15 protein-coding genes are annotated in these 18340 nt (G+C 27.4%); 5 read left to right on the top strand and 10 right to left on the bottom strand.

The annotated features are described in order from the left end of the window. The 3 genes from tilS (at position 1) to OF364_RS02085 (ending at position 4396) form a co-directional block, all read left to right on the top strand. Positions 1 to 939, top strand: a complete 939-nt coding sequence (gene tilS / locus OF364_RS02095; protein ID WP_263752643.1) for a tRNA lysidine(34) synthetase TilS — start codon at positions 1 to 3, stop codon at positions 937 to 939. A gap of 78 nt (positions 940 to 1017) precedes the next feature. Next, complete coding sequence (ftsH, locus tag OF364_RS02090; protein WP_205851152.1) at positions 1018 to 3213, top strand: ATP-dependent zinc metalloprotease FtsH; 2196 nt, start codon at positions 1018 to 1020, stop codon at positions 3211 to 3213. Positions 3214 to 3373: 160 nt separating this feature from the next. Beyond that, positions 3374 to 4396 (top strand): variable surface lipoprotein, encoded by a 1023-nt coding sequence (locus tag OF364_RS02085; protein WP_205851151.1) that lies wholly within the window; start codon positions 3374 to 3376, stop codon positions 4394 to 4396. A 37-nt stretch (positions 4397 to 4433) separates the two neighbouring features. Here the strand turns inward: OF364_RS02085 and OF364_RS02080 are convergent, their stop codons facing one another. Beyond that, a complete protein-coding gene (locus tag OF364_RS02080) occupies positions 4434 to 5048 on the bottom strand; it encodes a DUF402 domain-containing protein (protein ID WP_205851150.1) in 615 nt (204 codons plus the stop codon). A 159-nt stretch (positions 5049 to 5207) separates the two neighbouring features. Here OF364_RS02080 and trmB point away from each other — a divergent pair, with 159 nt between their 5' ends. After that, complete coding sequence (gene trmB / locus OF364_RS02075; RefSeq protein WP_263774057.1) at positions 5208 to 5813, top strand: tRNA (guanosine(46)-N7)-methyltransferase TrmB; 606 nt, start codon at positions 5208 to 5210, stop codon at positions 5811 to 5813. A 127-nt stretch (positions 5814 to 5940) separates the two neighbouring features. Then, positions 5941 to 8691, top strand: coding sequence for a DNA gyrase subunit A (gene gyrA / locus OF364_RS02070; protein ID WP_263752633.1), 2751 nt, complete (start codon positions 5941 to 5943; stop codon positions 8689 to 8691). A 41-nt stretch (positions 8692 to 8732) separates the two neighbouring features. Here gyrA and OF364_RS02065 read toward each other — a convergent pair whose 3' ends face one another. From OF364_RS02065 to OF364_RS03070, 9 genes are all read right to left on the bottom strand, one after another. Beyond that, positions 8733 to 9599, bottom strand: coding sequence for an ECF transporter S component (locus OF364_RS02065; RefSeq protein ID WP_263774056.1), 867 nt, complete (start codon positions 9597 to 9599; stop codon positions 8733 to 8735). 86 nt (positions 9600 to 9685) lie between these two features. After that, entirely contained in the window at positions 9686 to 11563 is a 1878-nt protein-coding gene (locus tag OF364_RS02060; RefSeq protein ID WP_263774055.1) for an ABC transporter permease, read from the bottom strand. A gap of 7 nt (positions 11564 to 11570) precedes the next feature. Continuing rightward, complete coding sequence (locus tag OF364_RS02055) at positions 11571 to 12530, bottom strand: ABC transporter ATP-binding protein (RefSeq protein WP_263774054.1); 960 nt, start codon at positions 12528 to 12530, stop codon at positions 11571 to 11573. A gap of 59 nt (positions 12531 to 12589) precedes the next feature. Continuing rightward, positions 12590 to 13966 (bottom strand): M17 family metallopeptidase, encoded by a 1377-nt coding sequence (locus tag OF364_RS02050; RefSeq protein ID WP_205851145.1) that lies wholly within the window; start codon positions 13964 to 13966, stop codon positions 12590 to 12592. A gap of 12 nt (positions 13967 to 13978) precedes the next feature. Continuing rightward, on the bottom strand, positions 13979 to 15355 hold the full coding sequence (locus tag OF364_RS02045; protein ID WP_263774053.1) for a M17 family metallopeptidase: 1377 nt from the start codon (positions 15353 to 15355) through the stop codon (positions 13979 to 13981). Between the two features lie 209 nt (positions 15356 to 15564). After that, positions 15565 to 16224 (bottom strand): uracil-DNA glycosylase, encoded by a 660-nt coding sequence (locus OF364_RS02040; protein WP_263774052.1) that lies wholly within the window; start codon positions 16222 to 16224, stop codon positions 15565 to 15567. After that, a complete protein-coding gene (fmt, locus tag OF364_RS02035) occupies positions 16214 to 17068 on the bottom strand; it encodes a methionyl-tRNA formyltransferase (protein WP_205851142.1) in 855 nt (284 codons plus the stop codon). Before fmt ends, OF364_RS02040 begins: the two co-directional genes overlap by 11 nt. Before the next feature lie 112 nt (positions 17069 to 17180). Next, the gene (locus tag OF364_RS02030; RefSeq protein WP_263774051.1) at positions 17181 to 18221 is read right to left on the bottom strand and encodes a hypothetical protein; all 1041 of its coding nucleotides are present in this window, start codon (positions 18219 to 18221) and stop codon (positions 17181 to 17183) included. 24 nt (positions 18222 to 18245) lie between these two features. Next, positions 18246 to 18323, bottom strand: coding sequence for an IS3 family transposase (locus OF364_RS03070; protein ID WP_373422514.1), 78 nt, complete (start codon positions 18321 to 18323; stop codon positions 18246 to 18248). Between the last annotated feature and the right edge of the window lie 17 nt (positions 18324 to 18340).

Here is an 18340-nt window from a genome sequence, read left to right as displayed (position 1 = left end):
ATGAGCTTAGATGAAAAATTTGAATATGAATTTATGGTTAAAAGAATTGGTTTAAAATCAAGATTTATTTTAGGCGTTAGTGGTGGACCCGATTCAATGTGAATGCTATATTTAATGAAAGATTTAGATATAGTGGTGGCAACAGTTAATTACAACAAAAGAGAAGATTCTTGAAAAGATCAGCAAATAGTTGAAGATTTTTGTAAACAACACAACATTAAATATGAAATTTTATCTATTGATAAAGACTACAAATATGAAGGTAATTTTCAAAAAATTGCCAGGGAACAAAGATATGATTTTTATAAAAAATTGTATGATAAATACAAAGCTAAATACTTAGTATTAGCACACCACAAAGATGATTCAATTGAAACTTATTTATTTCAAAAAGAAACCAAACGAAAGCCAAGAATTTTTGGCATATCTTCATTAGTTAATATTAATGGAATGAAAGTTTTTAGGCCAATGGTAAATTTATGATTTAAAGATGAAATTGAGAAATTTTGCACCCAAAATAATGTCCCTTATGCTATAGATTCTTCAAATGAACAACCTATATATACTAGAAACAAAATTAGACTAAAATTAAAGAAAATGAGTTTAGACCAAAAAAACAGGATCCATAAAAAAATTAGAATAGAAACTCAGATAAATTTAGTGAAATTTTCAGTGGCAGAAGAATTATATGAAGAACTAGAAAAAAAACAATTTGCCTATAAATGATTGAAGGAAAATTTTCACTTTATTCATATGTGTGGTCCTGAGGTTATGTTTCAATTTGTTCATAGGAATATACCTAATGCAAAAATATCTTATGCAAAACTTCAATCATTACATGTATTTGTTTTATCACAAAAAAATTTTAAATCTTTTAAGATATCAAACAATATTTCGCTTATTAAGCAAGACGGCATATTAAAAATTAAAGAAACATAATTTTTTATTTATAATTTAACTATTAAATTTTTTGGTATAGTTTATAAACTATATAATCTCATGAAAGGAGACTAAGTCATGGACAAGAACAACAAAACAAATCAGCCAAAAGAACGTAAAAAACTTGGGCCTTTTGCCATAGTTGGAATATTTATTGGTATTGTGGCTCTAATTGTTTTAATTATGATTGCTGTGGATCAAATTAGAGCAGCATCAATTAGATATCAAGACCTTAGTTTTTTAGAAAAAGTTGTTAAAGAATCATTAAAAGGTTCTAATGATGGCATATATATATCAAATTGGGTTGAAAATCCATATTCTGATACTATTTCAGTCACAATTCAAGCACCCGCAAATGTCTTGCGAGATTTATTGGGAGCATCAAACTTTTCAAGAACCTCATATGATTTTACTGTTAATGTGAGTGGTTTATTACAAAGACAACTACCAGAAGCAATAAAAAAATGAGCAGATGGGACTTCTGTAGCAGGACTTGATTATATTTCAATCATTACTAGTGCAGCCACTGATATAGGAACAGTTGGTAGAATTTCTTCTGTACCAGCCCCAAGACCAGGTATATTTAATAGATTTATTAGCCCTGCATTAAATGTAATATTTATTGGTGTTTTAGTACTATCAATTACTTTTACCTTAAGAATGTATACAAAAAGAGGACTAGGTGGTGAAATATCTGGTTTTGGTTCTCGAACAATAGCTCAAAGAGTTTATACAAACAAAAAGTTTTCAGACGTTGCTGGAAATGAGGAAGTAAAAGAAGAAGTAATGGAATTAGTGGATTATTTAAAAAATCCTAAAAAATATGATGCAGCTGGAGCTAGAATTCCAAAAGGAATTTTACTAGGAGGCCCTCCCGGAACAGGAAAAACCTTAATAGCTAAAGCAACTGCTGGTGAAGCTAATGTTCCATTTTATTTCATTTCTGCTTCTAACTTTGTTGAAATGTTTGTAGGTTTAGGTGCTAAACGTGTTAGAGAAATGTTTGAAGAAGCAAGAAAGAATTCTCCAGCCATTATCTTTATTGATGAATTAGATGCTGTAGGAAGATCTCGTGGAGCCGGTATTGGTGGAGGAAACGATGAAAGAGAACAAACTTTAAATCAACTATTAGTTGAAATGGATGGAATTAAAGAAAATAGCGGAATTCTAATTATGGCAGCTACAAACAGAACTGACGTTTTAGATCCTGCTTTATTAAGACCAGGTCGTTTTGATAGAATTATCACTGTTGGCTTACCTGATATAAAAGAAAGAGAATCAATTTTAAAATTACATTCACGTGGAAAACAAATTGATCCTAAAATTAACTTCTCACAAGTGGCAAGAAGAACTCCTGGTTTTTCAGGTGCTCAACTTGAAAACGTAATCAATGAAGCTTCATTATTAAGTGTTAGAGAAAACACTAAGTTTATAACTATTGAACAAATTGATGAAGCAATTGACCGTGTAATGTCAGGACCTGCTAAGAAATCAAGAACAATTTCTGAAAAAGAAAATATAGCTGTAGCATATCATGAAGCCGGGCATGCTGTTGTTGGTTTAAAACTAAAAGGTGGTAATAAAGTTCAAAAAATTACCATTATCCCTCGTGGTCAAGCAGGTGGTTATAACTTAATGATGCCTGAAGAAGAAAAATACAATCGTTCTAAATCAGAATTAATTGCAATAATAACATCATTCATGGGCGGTAGAGTAGCTGAAGCCATTATTTATGGTAAAGATAATGTTTCTACTGGTGCAAGTGATGACATTGCTAAAGCTACAACAATTGCTAGAAGAATGGTAACCGAATGAGGTTTATCAGACTTAGGTCCAATTAAGTATGAAGAAGATTCTTCAAACCCATTCTTAGGTCGTGATTATATGAAAAACGCATCATTTTCAAGCAAAGTAGGTCAAGAAATTGATGAAGAAATTAGAAAAATTATTTTAACTGCAGAAAAAAATGCACATAAAATAATTTCAGAAAATCGTGAATTACTAGAATTAATTAAAGATGCTTTAATTATTAGAGAAACAATTGTTGCTGAAGAAATTGAATATATTGCTAAAAATATGAAACTTCCAGAAGCGATAACCAAAACCAAAGAAACTCTAAAAGAAGAATATTCAAAACAAGATTTTGAAACCTTATTTAATGAAGTATCTGGTCAAAAACAAATTTCAAAAGACAAATATAAAAATGATCTAGATAAAGAATTAAAGAAACACGATATTGATTCTAAACAAGAAGATGAACCTGAAACTAAATAATTTAAATATACTTATGCTTTTAGTAGCATAAGTTTTTTAATACCCTTAAAAGTCTTAAATTTAATCTTTTTAATTATTAAATAGACCAACATAGACACGTTTAAGAAATTAATGTTATATAATTGGTGTTATATATAAAATATATTGTGAGGAAAAAAATATGAAAAAAAGTTTAAAATTTTTATTACCAATAGCTAGTGTAGCAGCAATTGCGACACCACTCATTTCTGCTTCATGTCAAGAATCAGAACCTAAAAAATTAGCTACAGAAATTACAAACGCTAAAAATTTAGCTAAAAATGCTGATAAAAAACTAAGTGCTGAACAAGTTTTAAAAATTAATGAAGCTATTACAGAAGCTGAAACTAAACAAAAAGCCGCTAAAACTGATGAAGATATTAAAAAAATCAGAGAAGAATTAATTAAAAAAATTGAAGAAATCAAAAAACCAAAAACTCCAGAAAAAAAACCAGAGGATAAACCCGAAGATAAACCTGGGGATAAAGAAACTGAAACTCCTGAAGCAAAACTAAAAGAAGTAAGCAATATTATAAGTTCACTTGAAAAAAAAGATACTGATGCAAAAATAAGTCCAGCTTTAAAAGCAAAATTTAAAAGTATAGTTACTTGAGCTAAAGAACAACTAAAAACCAAAAAAACACTTGAAGAATTAAAAGCCTTAAAAACAGAACTAGAAACTAAAATTAAGAGTGCTGAAATCGAAGTTTGAGATGTAAATTTTGCTGATTTAAAAACCAAATTATCAAAAGAAAAGATATTTGATTTTAATAGAATCGAAGCTGCTCGCTATAAAAAACTTATTGAACGTCTTGAAAAGTGAGAAATCAGTTTATGATATGATTACAAAGACCATTCAATTGTAATTACTGAAAAAGATAAAAGACCAGATTGAAAAAACCTTCCTGCAGGTCACAAAATTATATCACCTTCAAAACCTGAATTACTAGTTGTTAATGGACACCAAGTTCAATTAGCGCACCCTACTAAACCTACATACAAAAATAGTAAAGGACAAACCTCAATTAATTCACAAATAAGTTACAAAATTAAAGTCAACGGTCCAGAAAAAACATTAGTTTTAATTTATAAATTTGCTATTTATAATAAGGGTGCAGACCCAATCATATCTTCAGAATCAGGCGAAATTGAAATTTTATTATAATAATAAACCTCACACACTCGTGAGGTTTTTATTTCAATTATATATCTCCTAAATTAATTAGCATATCCTTAAGATCTTGAATAAGTTTTTTAGAAAAAATACCACGTTTTAGTCTTCATTGTTCTTCTAAAAAATCAAGTTCAGTATAAATTCTATATATTAATTTCAAGGGATAATTATAGGCCTCAATTGAATTCTTGAAATCAGGTCAATCTATAACATTAAAATCTCCATCTGAATAACACTTTATATCTAAATCAAAATCTATGTATTTAATGGTTCCATTATCAATATAAAAAGGACTAGCTAAATTCACATAAATGTGATTTTGATTATTAGGATAAAGTGTAATAGAAGCATTATAAAACTTATTTTTAGCAAAGAAAAATAACATTGGTGTAGATACTACCCAATTTAAATCGGTTTCTTGCACTTTTGTTTTCATTAATAACGCAACAACAAAATCATCCAAGTTGGCAACAATCTTGCAACCTTCATATTGTCGATATAATGTGCCATCATATTTGAAAGCCTGAATGGCCGTTATTTGACCCATCTCAAATAATTTACGCGGCTTTCGGGTTTCCTTTTTTTCTAATGACTCTTGTTCAATTAAATCATGAAAACTTCTAATTGGTTTATCGGAATTCATGTTTCTCCATATATTTAAATAAATAAATTACTTTTAATAATCAATTAATTGCTTTTTTTAATTAATTACTAATTTAATTATAAACTAAAGCCGCGGCATCGTTAATAATCATTAAAATTAATTGTATTTAAATTGCTAAGTAATATAAAATTATTAGTTATGAGACTTAGACATAATAAAAACGCCCTTGATATTTTGAAAAAAAGCGAATTTTTCATTAATGATTTTCCTTACAAAGTTTCCAAAAACACCATTTTAGAAATTGGTATGGGAAAAGGAAAAATGTTATCTGAAATGGCCCAATCGCATCCTGGAAATAATTATATTGGAATTGAAAAGTATTCAACTCCAGCTCTTTTGGCACTTAAAAAAATAAATGAAAGAGAAATATCTAATATGAAAATTATAGTTGCTGATGCTATCAATTTAGAGAGTATTTTTGATGGAAAAATCAAAACAATATGATTAACCTTTTCTGATCCTTGACCCAAAAAAAGACATTACAAAAGACGGTTAGTTTATAGAGATTTTTTAAAACAATATCAAAAAATATTGTCGACTGATGGATTAGTTTATTTTAAAAGTGATAATCAAATACTATATGATTTTGCTTTAGAAGAAATTCAAAACTTTGGAGCTGAAATTTTATTTCACACAAATGATTTTCATAATTCTAACTATTTAAATGAGAATTTTTTTACAGATTATGAACTAAAATTTAAGAATGAAGGTAAAAATATTTATTTTATAGCTTTTAGATTTTAATTATTATTTTTCTTTTCGAAATCAGATTATTTTTTAAAAAAATGTATAAATGTTTAATGTAGAGTTAAACAATTTTTTGCTATAATTAATATATTACTTTTGTAATATATTATTTTTAGGAGGCTTTATGCTTTTCGATGACGAAAAAGACAAGGAACTAGACAAGGAAATTGAAGATAAAAATACTAGTGACGATGATAGTATTTATTATCAAGTGGACGAAGAAATCAACAGAGTTTTTAATGATGAATCAACTGTAATTGTTGAAGAAGATGACGACGATGAAGATATACCCCAAGAAAAAGAAGGTTACATTCTTGAAAACCAAGTATTAGACAGTGAAAAAAACGGTTTAAAACCAGCTGATCTTGCCACAGTTATGAAGGGCTCATTTTTAGAATATGCAATGAGCGTAATAGTTGCACGTGCTCTTCCAGATGCGCGTGATGGACTTAAACCTGTACATAGAAGAATATTATATGGCATGAGTGAACTAGGAATGTTTCACAATGTGCAACATAAAAAATCAGCTCGTATAGTTGGGGATGTTTTAGGTAAGTATCACCCACATGGTGATAGTTCAGTTTATGAAGCTATGGTTAGAATGGCACAAGATTTTTCATTACGTTACCCACTAATTGACGGACATGGTAACTTTGGGTCAATAGATGGGGATTCTGCTGCTGCAATGCGTTATACAGAGGCTAGAATGTCAAAAATTGCGGGAGCAATGGTAGATGGTATTAAAAAAGATACAGTCGATTTTATTGATAACTATGATGGAACTGAAAAAGAACCTGTTGTTTTACCATCAAGATTTCCTAACCTTTTAGTTTCTGGTTCTGTTGGTATTGCAGTTGGTATGGCAACTAGTATACCACCTCACAATTTAGGTGAAGTTATTGATGGGGTTTGTGCTTTGGCTAAAAATCCTGATATTACAATAGCTGAATTAATGGAATATGTTCAAGCACCAGATTTTCCTACTGGTGGAACAATTTTTGACAAAGAAGGTCTAATTAAAGCTTATGAAACCGGTTCTGGTAGAGTAACGATTAGATCAAAAGCAAATATTCAAGAATTAAGCAATGGCAAGTCTAGAATAATAATTACAGAAATACCTTATGGTAAAAATAAATCAACCTTAATTGAAAGTGTAAGTAATCTAGTAAAAGATAAGAAAATTGAAGGAATTTCAGACTTTAGAGACGAATCTAACCGTGATGGTATTAGAGTTGTTATTGAAGTTAAAAAGACATACGTTCCTGAAGTTATATTAAATAAGATTTTTAAATTAACAGAATTTCAAACTAGATTTTCGTTTAATATGGTTGCCCTTGTAAATAATGAGCCGCAAAGACTAAATTTAAAAACAGCGCTAGAAGTTTATTTAAAACACCAAATTAATGTTGTTACAAGAAGATTACAATTTGATTTAGACAAAGACTTAGCTCGTGCTCATATATTAGAAGGTCTAAAAATTTGTGTCGAAAATATTGATCGTGTAATTGCTATTATTAAGAGTTCAAAAACAGATGCTGAAGCTCAAGCAACACTTGGAAAAGAATTTAAATTAACTGAAATTCAAACTAAAGCAATTGTTGATATGAGATTAGGTAGACTAACTGGTTTAGCAATTGAAAAAATGAATGATGAATTAGAAGAAGTTAATAAAAGAATAGCAGAATATAGAAGAATATTAGGCAATAAAGATGCTTTAATTGACTTAATTATTAGCGAACTTCAAGAAATAAAAGCTACTTTTGGTGATAAACGAAGATCAGAAATCAACTGAGATGAAATGTCAGATATTGATAATGAAGATTTAATACCAAAAAAAGATGTCGTAATTACAATTACTTCAAAGGGTTATTTAAAAAGACTTGATATAAACGAATATAAAGAACAATCACGTGGTGGAATTGGAGTTTCTACAGCTAAAACCTATCAAGACGATGATATTCAAGATATTCTTGTAGCTAATACTCATACTGATTTATTAATTTTTAGTTCAAATGCAAGAGTATATAGAGTTAGAGGATATGAAATTCCAATTGGAACAAAACAATCAAAAGGTGTTCCAATTGTAAATATCATTAGTTCAATAGAAAAAGATGAAAAAATAATTAAAATCCTAAGTATTGACGATGATGAATATGATCAAGATAAATATTTATTAACTGTAACTAAAAATGGCATTGTTAAGAAAACAAAACTTAACCAATATAAATCAATTAATAGAAATGGTAAATTTGCTTTTGGTCTAAAAGAAAACGATTCATTAGTGGATGCATTAGTTGCAACCAATGATGAAGAAATATATATCGCAGCCAATAATTCTAAAGTATGTAGATTTGATATTTCAGACATTACAGCTCAAAGCAGAAGAGCTTCGGGTGTAATTGGAATTAAACTAAATGACAATGATCGTGTTGTGTCAGTGTCAACTTCAGCTGAAGGTAAATATATGTTTAGCTTAGGTGCTAATGGGTTTGGTAAATTATCACTTGCAACTGATTTTAGAAAAACAAGAAGAAATTCTCGTGGTGTTATTGCACTTAATGAATCTAAAGCTGGTGAACTAGCTTATTCAGGAGTAGTAAAGGGTAATGAAAGCTTAATTATTATTACTGATGATGGTTTAACAATTAGATTTTCATTAAGTCAAGTTAATATAACAGGAAGAAACACTAAAGGTGTTAAACTTGTTAATTTAAAAAAGAGAACCGCTTCAATTGTTGGTGTAGCTAAAATTAATGATGAATCAGAAGAAAAAGAAGACCGTGAACTTACTCCAACTGAGTTTGAAGAAATTACTAAAGAATATAATTTAGAATCAATCGAAGATGATTTAGATATTCAAAACGAAGAAGAATAAAAAATATGGACTTACTAATAAAAACTAGTAAGTTCCATTTTTTAATATGCACTTTCTTTTTTTGAAGCGAATGCAACTTTTTGTCTAATTAAAACAATGACTGGATAAATAGCAAAAATGATTAAAGTATAAATTGGAATTTCAATTAAACTCTTAAAAATAATAGGAATCATAAAAAAGAAATAGTATTGAGAATATGTTCAATTTCCACCTCTAAAACGATTGTAATAATTTATATAAGCAAAAGGTCCTCACAATCATCTAGTTAAAATTAAAATTACAAATACAGTTAATAAAATACTAAATAGTAATTGGGTTGAGAATTTAGTTTTAACATTTCTAGTTTTTAAGTATAAACATAAGAATGTTACTGAACTAATTCACATTAATAATATACCAATTGAACCAATAGCTAAAATAGCTGCTGTTGTAAACTTTTTAGAACGCTTTATGGAAGTTTCACCAATTGGTAATGAATCATATTGCGTAGCCATTACACTAACAAAAATAACTGTCAAAATGCTTAAAAATAATAAACCAAATATTCAAGTAAACTTATCTTTTTTGGTTAGGATTACAAAGATAAAACCTGATAAAAATGCTATAGCCACAGGTATAATTGCATATTCAATCATTCATGTGCTTACACCAAATATAACTTGATTAAGAGTATCTGATAAGATACCTAAAAACGCGCCCCTTCATGGTCCTAAGGCTAGTCCAAATATAACAAATAAGGCATAAGTGATACTAATTCTGAACGCCCCCACAAAAATATATTTTTCAGCTACTGCAGCAATCATATAAAGTGCTAATAATAAGCCAAATAATGAAATTTCAAAAATTGAAAATCGATAGGATTTCATTTTAATATCTCGATTTATTTTTTGAAAAAAATTTAAAATCATTTGCTATCACCACCCTTCAAATTTGAATTATAAGAAATTATATACTTTTTATAAAAAAACTAGCCCTTTAAGGCTAGTTAAGACTTTTATCTAAAATCTTGTTTAGTTAGTATATAGACACTTGTAAATGTTAAAATTATTGTTAACAATGAATAAAATGCTATATTAGCTCTTCTGTCCATATATGGGACTCTTGTTAATTTTGTTAAGTGATGATTTTTAGCTTTATATAAAGAATAAACTTTATCTAAGGCTTCACTATCTTTAGCTGTTATTTCAAAATCACCAATTTTTTTGCCAAATGAATGCTTTTCACTATTAATTTTGTAAGTTTTAGTGATAGCTTCAATAGCAAAATCATTAAATAAAATTCCTGCGATTGGTGATTCTAAATTGTAATATGCACTAAATAAACCTTTAATCATATTTTGATCAACTTTAATTTTTTTATCTTTTTTTCGTTTCTCTAGTTCATTTAGCAAGTTTTTATTATTTTTAAAAACGTTATTTAATAGAATTAAAAATATAGCAGTTGAATCTAATTCATTATTTTCATGAACGTTCTTTAAATATTGATTTAAATTTTTTGTTTTAGTATTATAACTTTCAATAAATACTGATACCACAGGTAAGAAATTATCTAAAGAAATAATATTATCAGTTTTAGCACTATTTTTAATATTGCCTAAAGCAGTTGTTAAAGCAGCATTAGTTGCCAAATTTTTGTATGTTTCAATAATTGCAGCTATTAATAATAAGTCTTTTCTTTCAAAATTTAATTTTACTAAACTTGCAGTTCCTGGAACTTTATCAATTTGTTTTTTGAATTCATTAATTACATTGTATAGTAATTTAAAACCACTATCTCTAACACCTTCCAAATCTTTAAGACTAGTAATCAATTTTTCTTTGAAAACTTTATCTTTTTCAGTAATTTCTAGGTCACGGGATTTGTATAAACTATCATCTTGCATAGGTTTATAATAATAATTTTTTACTTCAAATGCTTCTCTAAAATTGTCGATGACAGATGATGCTCCAAATGTCTCTCCAGAATGAGAAGCACTTATTAAAACTTTATTTTGATAATTAAGGTCTAAGAATTTAGTAAAATGGAAAGGATTTTTTTCATTTGTAAAAAAGCCTACTTCTGCCAGATTATCTTTTAAATGTTTCTTTTCAATAATTTTGTATTCATTAATGGCTTCATCTAAATTTTTAAATGTGCTAAAAATTTCAGAATTTTTGTCAAAACTTATATTTTCCTTTTCAAGTTGTTTATTAGTTGTTGAAATAAGTAATTTAATATTATCTAAATATCTACCGTTTATTTTTCTGTATGTTTCTTTTTGAGTAAATGAACCAAAAACAGAACTAACTGGAATGATTACCCCAATAAATACAGTAGCAGCTATCGAAGCTGAAAGAGAAGCTTTAGTTGTAATTAAAAGTGTAATTGAACTAAAAAGTAAAGATAAAAGAATTAAAATTCCAAATATTTCTCCACCGTCTCTTCATACATTATCAGTTAATGTTTTTTTATTGATAATTTCAAGTTGTGGTTTAAAATTTTTTCCAACATCAGTAGCATATATAAAAATTATGTAACTTAAAATTAATAAAAATAAGTGAAGGATAATAATGGTTAGTAAAGCGAATCATTTGCTAACTATAATTTTGGTTCTTGATATAGGCTTAGCTAATATTGAAAGAAAACTTCCATTTTCAATTTCATCCTTACACATGGAAGAAGCTTTAATTCCTGAATATATTGTCACAAAACCTGTTAGGTATGACAATATAACTGAAGGAATGAAACTGACTGCATTTAAGTATTTTATTTCTGCATTAGGACTATTCACTTTGATAGCTAAATTAGGTATTAAAGCCGCAAGAAGTCCAATGATTAAAATACCTACAGCTGTCGTAACTCATGTAGATATAGACTTTAAATATTTGATCATCTGATCTCTATATATCACTGACATCTTGTTCCTTTCTATTATTTTCTAATAAACTATCATAAAACGATTGTAGGTCATTGTGTCTTAATGAATGTAATGTTATTTTATTTTCCATAATCAATTTGATAATGTTTTTCTTAACTTCTTCATTAACATTTTTAATTATTAATTCTGATTTTAAGTCACCTTCAACTTCAATGTTTAGTTCAGTTTTTATTAAAGATTTAGTTTTGCGATTATTAGAAGTTTTTATATATAAGTGATTTTTATTTTTAGATACATCATCTATTCTTCCTGAAAATAGTATTTTTCCATTATGTATAAAAGTTGCACTATCAATTATTCTTTCTAATTCACTAAGGATGTGTGATGAGATAAAAATAGATTTACCTTGTTTTCGTAGTTCTACTAAATTATCAAATAGTTCTTTTCTAGCTACAGGATCCAAGTTGGCAGCAGGTTCATCTAATATTAAGATAGTTGGATTAATAATTAGCGCCTGAGCCAACAATATTTTTTTCTTCATTCCACTAGAAAAATCATTAGGATTTCTTTTTTTATGTTCTTCTAGTCCAATACTTTTTAGTATTTCTAATGCTTTGATTTTAGCCTCTTTTAGTTTAATACCACTAAAAGTTGCCATTGTTGTTAAATATTCAATTGTGTTTAGGTGTTTAGGAAAACTTGCTTTTTCAGGTATATAACCAATTAATCGGTTTGCCTTTTCACTTCCTGGCTTCCAATTTAAAATTTTAATTTGACCAGGCTTTGATCTATATGCTCCAATAATAGATTTTATAGTTGTTGTCTTACCTGAACCATTAGGTCCAATGAAACCATGAATGCTACCTCGTTCAATATTAAAACTGATGTCTTTAATAGCTTCAAATTTCTTAAATTTCTTGGAAAAATTGGTTATTTGTATAACCAAATCTTCATTTTCTAAAATTTCTTCATGTTCTTTCATAACAAAATTGTACCAAAAAATAAAAAGTCACCTCGTTAAACTCAAAGGCGACTTTAAAATTATTTTAAAACTAATTCGGAAATTGTCTTAACCATTGCAAACATAGGTTGTTCATCAACATCACATGTTCCTGCAATATCAAAGTGTATATGTTCAACACCATTTGTAAATTCTTTTAAAAACATTGCGGCAGATGAAGAACCAGCTTTTCCTGTAAAATCAGTGTTTTTTAAATCAGCAACTAATGAACCTTTCATGTATTCTAGATACTCATCATCTAAAGGCATTCTTCAAACTAATTCATTTTGAATTTTAGCTGCACTTTTAACATCTTGTCATCCTTTATCGCTTGTTGATCATACACCTGTGTATGTATCACCTAAAGCCATAATCATAGCACCTGTTAATGTAGCCACATCAATTAATCTAGTAGCATTTAAATGAGTTGCTCCATAATATAAACCATCGGCCATTACTAGACGACCCTCAGCATCGGTGTTGTTTACTTCTACAGTTTTTCCGCTCATTGAAGTTCAAACTGAATCAGGTAATGATGCATCTCCATTAACTCTATTATCTGTAATACACATTACAGCAGATACATTTGTGTTAGGTTTAAGTTGAGCAACAACTTTCATTACTGCAGCAACTACTGCAGAACCACTCATGTCATATTTCATTCCATTCATGTATCTGCCAGTTTTAATGTTATATCCGCCAGAGTCAAATGTAATACCCTTACCAATTAAAACTGTTTTTTCTTTTGATGCTTTATTTCCAGTGTATTCAATTACTACAACTCTAGGTTCAAATGTTGAACCTCTATTAACTGAAAGTAGAAGTCCCATTCCTAATTTTTCAATTTCTTTTTTTGTTAAAACATTAATTGAAAGGTTTTTGTATTGTCTTAGTTCTTTTTCAGTTATTTCTGCTAATTGTTCAGAGTTTAGTTCGTTAGGAGGTGTTAAACCTAAGTTTCTTGCTCAGTTTTGAGCTTCTACTAATATTTTTGCTTTTTCAAAAGTGTTAATTAATTCTTTGTTTGTTTCTTTTATGTATAAAGATAATTGATTTTTGTTTTCTTTTTTGTATACAGTTTTTTTGTTAAATAATTTAGCTGCTGAAAAGTTAATACCTTTTGTAAAAGCATCTGTAACACTGTAGATACAAATTTTCTTTTCAACTGCAAAAGATTCTAGGTCGATTTGGTAATCACGAGCAGCATTTAGACCTAAATTTATAGCTAAATCATAAATAGAATCATATTTGATGTCTTCTTTTTTACCCATGTACACATAAGCTACATTTTCTGAGATATACTCGGTAATTGCATTTTGTTTTTGAACTAGGTTTAGTGGTAATTTATCTTCCTTAAAAATAGCTTTTAGTAAAGTTGAAGCATTACGTCTTGTTTCAAGTTGTTTAATTAATTCCATAATGTTTCCTTTCTATTTTTGTCTTTCTGCTAATTCTACTAAAGTTGACACTAATATACCTAAACCCATACCTTTTTTATCTGCAGTACCAGCAACATCACAGTGAATAAAATCAACATCATTTGTAAATTCTTTTAAAAACATTGCAGCTGCATTAGAATCAGCTTTAGCAGCTGAATTGTAATTTTTTAAATCAGCTACTAAAGAATCTTTGTTTGTTTTGTGAAAGTTTTCATGTAAAGGTAATCTTCATACTTTTTCATGAGCAACACAAGCTGCTTCTTTGAAAATTTCTCATCTTTCATCTTTAGTTGCAAAAATTCCAGAATAAGTTTCACCTAATGCTCTAACCATAGCACCTGTTAAGGTAGCTACATCAACCAATAAAGTTGCATTTAATTTTTTAGCACCATAATATAGACCATCACCTAATACTAAACGACCTTCAGCATCAGTGTCGGTAATTTCTACAGTTTTTCCACTCATAGATTTCACAACTGATTCAGGAACTGTTGCATGTGTATCGATTGCGTTGTCAGTTAACATCATTACTGCTGCCACATTAGCTTTAATTTCTAATTGTGCTATTGCTTTAATTGCATATGCCACGATAGCAGAACCTGACATATCAAATTTCATACCATCCATGTGATATCCTTTGGTGTTATAACCTCCAGTATCAAACGTAATACCCTTACCTACATAAACAAATTTTTCTTTGCTTTTTGGATTTCCATTATATTGAATAACAACAACTCTAGGTTGGTGTGAAGAGCCAGCATTAACTGCTAATAATAAACCCATTCCTAATTTTTCGATCTCAGATTTATTTAATACATTAACACTTAAACCATTAACTTCAGCAAAATCTTTTTTAATTTCTTTTGCAATTCATTCACTTGTAGCAATATTTGGTGGAGTAATTTGAAGATCACGCGCTTTTGAAACGCATTCTGAAATCACTGTTAATTTTTTAACAAATTTTGTGTAACTTTTATCTTCTAAAAATAGAGATATTTCTACTTTTTCTTCCTTATCTTTTTTAGTTGATTTTTTTTGGTCTTTTAAACTAAATAATTTAGCTTCATGAAAAGTTAATCTTGTTATAAATGCTCTTAGCACTTCTTCAATTGAAATATTTTCATTAGCAAATGAAACAATGTCAATTTGATAACTTCTTCTTTTTGATAATATTATTGAATCAACAACTTTTAAAAAATGATAGTAATTTTTTATTTCTTTTGATATAAAAATATAAGCTTCATTTTTATCAAAATATTCGGTTATAAAATTATCTTTTTTAGCAACACTTGAACACATTTCTTTAGTTTCAAATGCTGCTCTTAAAAGCATATTTTTATCACGAACATTATTATATTTTATACTCATATGGTCCTTTCTTTATTTTGTAATTGTTATTATTATAATCTTTAATTATAATTTATAGAAACTTTAATTTTTTAGCTTTAAACAAAATCAAAAAAACCTTAAAAATAATTAAAAATACCAAGCACAATTTTGTAATTTGCCTGATATTGCAATTCAAATAAACTTAGGTAATAATTCTTTGTTTTTGAAAGAACACTTGTAATAAACGATTATTTAGTATTTCAATCAATTTCTTTCTTATTTAACTTTTTAAGTTTTTCATTTATCTTTAAAAATACATTAGTGTTTAAAAAGTTTCGGCTGCAACTTAAAGGAGAAGGATGAGAAGTTTTAAATACTATATGATTAGACAAATCAATATTTTTTATAACACTATTAGCATATTCACCCATTATCAAAAATATAATGTTTTTTTCAATATCACTTATAGTTTTTAAGAAATTATGATTGAATATTTCTCAACCAAAATTCTTATGTGCTAAAGGTTTTGATTCTTCTACAGTTAGAATGTTATTAATCAATAAAACACCTTGGCTTTTTCAATAGCTTAAATCGTTTACTAAAAATAATGATTTAGGATATGAATTTTTAATTTCTTTAAAAATATTTTTTAATGAAGCTGGAGTTTTAGTGTTAGTTCTATTTGTAGAAAATGCCAGACCATTTGCAACTCCTTTTGTTGGATAAGGGTCTTGACCGATAATAATTACTTTTAAGTTATCAAAATCAAAATTTTCATAAGCCGAAAAAATTTCTTCTTGTTTTGGAAAAATTTTGTTGTAGCCTATAGTTTTTAACTTGTTTGATAAAGTCTTAAAATAATCTTTTTGACTTTCTTGTTTTAAAAATTCTTGAAAATTAAAATTCATGTTTAACTCTTTTTTTGCCTTCGAATTGATATTCGATTAAATAAAGTTTTCCATTACTAAAATCAATTGATATAGGACTGCTAATTTTTTCAATTGAAGCTCTAAAAATTTTTAGACGTTTATTTTGAAAAAATATAAAAGCTCCAGGTTGGTCATTGAATGCTCTAATTTTTGCCAAGGCTTTTTCTTTTGAATCATTTAAAAATAATTCAGCATCTTCATTTTTTATTTTAGGTGCAAAAGTAACCAAATCTTCATTTTGTTTCTTTGCTTTAAAATCACCATTATAAATTTTGATTAATCAATTACCAAGATTTAAAGATGCTAATTGTGCTAATTTATCAAATATTTCCAAAGCTGTATCATGTTTTTTTATTTCAATCTGTTGTGAAAAAAGAATATCTCCAGCGTCCATTTTATTAATCATATAAATTAATGAAATTCCGGTTTTAGCTTCATTGTTTAATAAAGCATGCTGAATTGGTGCTGCCCCTCGATATTTTTCTAATAAACTACCATGAACATTAAGACTTGAATTTTTAGCTAGTTCTAAAATATTATTTGGTACAAACTGACCAAAACTAGCGGTTATAAAAAAATCAAAGCGCATATTTTTTAGATCTTCATAAATTTCATTAATTTTATTAGGTTGAAACAATTGAATATTATATTTTTTAGCTAAAGAAGCTACTTCAGTTTCAATGATTTTTTTATCTCGAGATAATTTTTTATTAGGTTGGCTTATCAAGGCACATACTTCAAATCTTGAATCTTCAATTAGTGATTCAAAAATTGTTTTAGAAAAAGAGGCTGTACCAGCCAAAACCAATTTTATTTTTGACATAAAAAAATTATATTATATATTGTCAAAATATAGTTCTAATCTACTAATTAATAGCACCTTTGTTTAACTAAAAAAATGCAAAGCTTAATTGGCTCAAGCTCTGCATTTTGACCTATTTTTTTGATTCAATATTGTAGTAATTTTGATATCAATCAACATTTATTCTTATTAGTGCGTTTAAATAAAAAGCAAAAGGGACAGATATTATCAAAATTCAAAACAAACTCAAAAAAGTCAATATGGCTTCTACGTTACTGCTTAAATTTAAATTATATGTAACTCAAAATAATGTTGTTATGACCAAATTGAATAACAGCAGTGTTATGAAAGTAGACATATAAATTGTTTTAGTTTTTTTATCCATTTGTCAATGTTTTAAAACTATGAAAAAAGCAATTGCTGAAATTATTATTAATGACAATCAAATAAGTTTAAAAATTATATATTGATAAATAATATAAGTTGGTCCATATTCTGTTCCATCGAGTCGCACAAATTGACTCGAGGATCTAATCATAAACAAGAAAATATAAATTATTGTAATCATGTAATAAAGAGGCTGACTTATAATTGAAAATACATTTGAAATAATAACATCAAACCTGGCATTCTTTTTTGATTTTTCTTTCATTTCAGAACAGACTTTCATCATTGAAAAAATATATTCCATTTTTGTTTCAGCAATTGAAAAAGTTGATAATTTATTATTTTTTAAAATACTTGTTAATTCAGATTTTTTCAACTTGTTTATTGAAAGAAAGACGTTTAAAGCCTCAAAATTTTTATCAAATTTATATTGTTTTATTAGGTATGTCAAAACGGTATATTTATTTATTGGTATATTATTTTTTTCAAAATGTAATAATGTCAATTTATAATCCAATATATTGTAATAATCAAAATATTTAGCAATATGTAAAATTTTTGGTTCAGTACTTTTATCAATTTTTGATTCAAGAATACTTTTTCTTATTTCTTTTATGTATGAATATTGAAATGAAACATAAAAATAAGTAACCAAATATTTTAAAAATTTGTAATTATTAATGTCTTTATAAAGAATTATTTTTTTGAGGAAAATAATCTTCAAAGGAAAATAAAAATTTAAAATTATTAGAAATGAAGTAATTAATAGAATTCTATAGTTAAACATGTCCCCTATTAGTGGACAAATCAATTAAACCTTTCTCATGTAATGACACGGAGAGAGGTTTTTTAGTTTAATTTGTATTCTAATATTATTATAGTAATTTATAAAGTCAGTAATTAGCT

Source organism: Mycoplasma enhydrae, assembly GCF_025779955.1.
GTDB classification, from domain to species: Bacteria; Bacillota_I; Bacilli_A; order Mycoplasmatales; family Metamycoplasmataceae; genus Metamycoplasma; species Metamycoplasma enhydrae.
The sequence above is the reverse complement of the archived record's forward strand: the minus strand, read 5'-3'. Positions and strand labels throughout refer to the sequence as shown.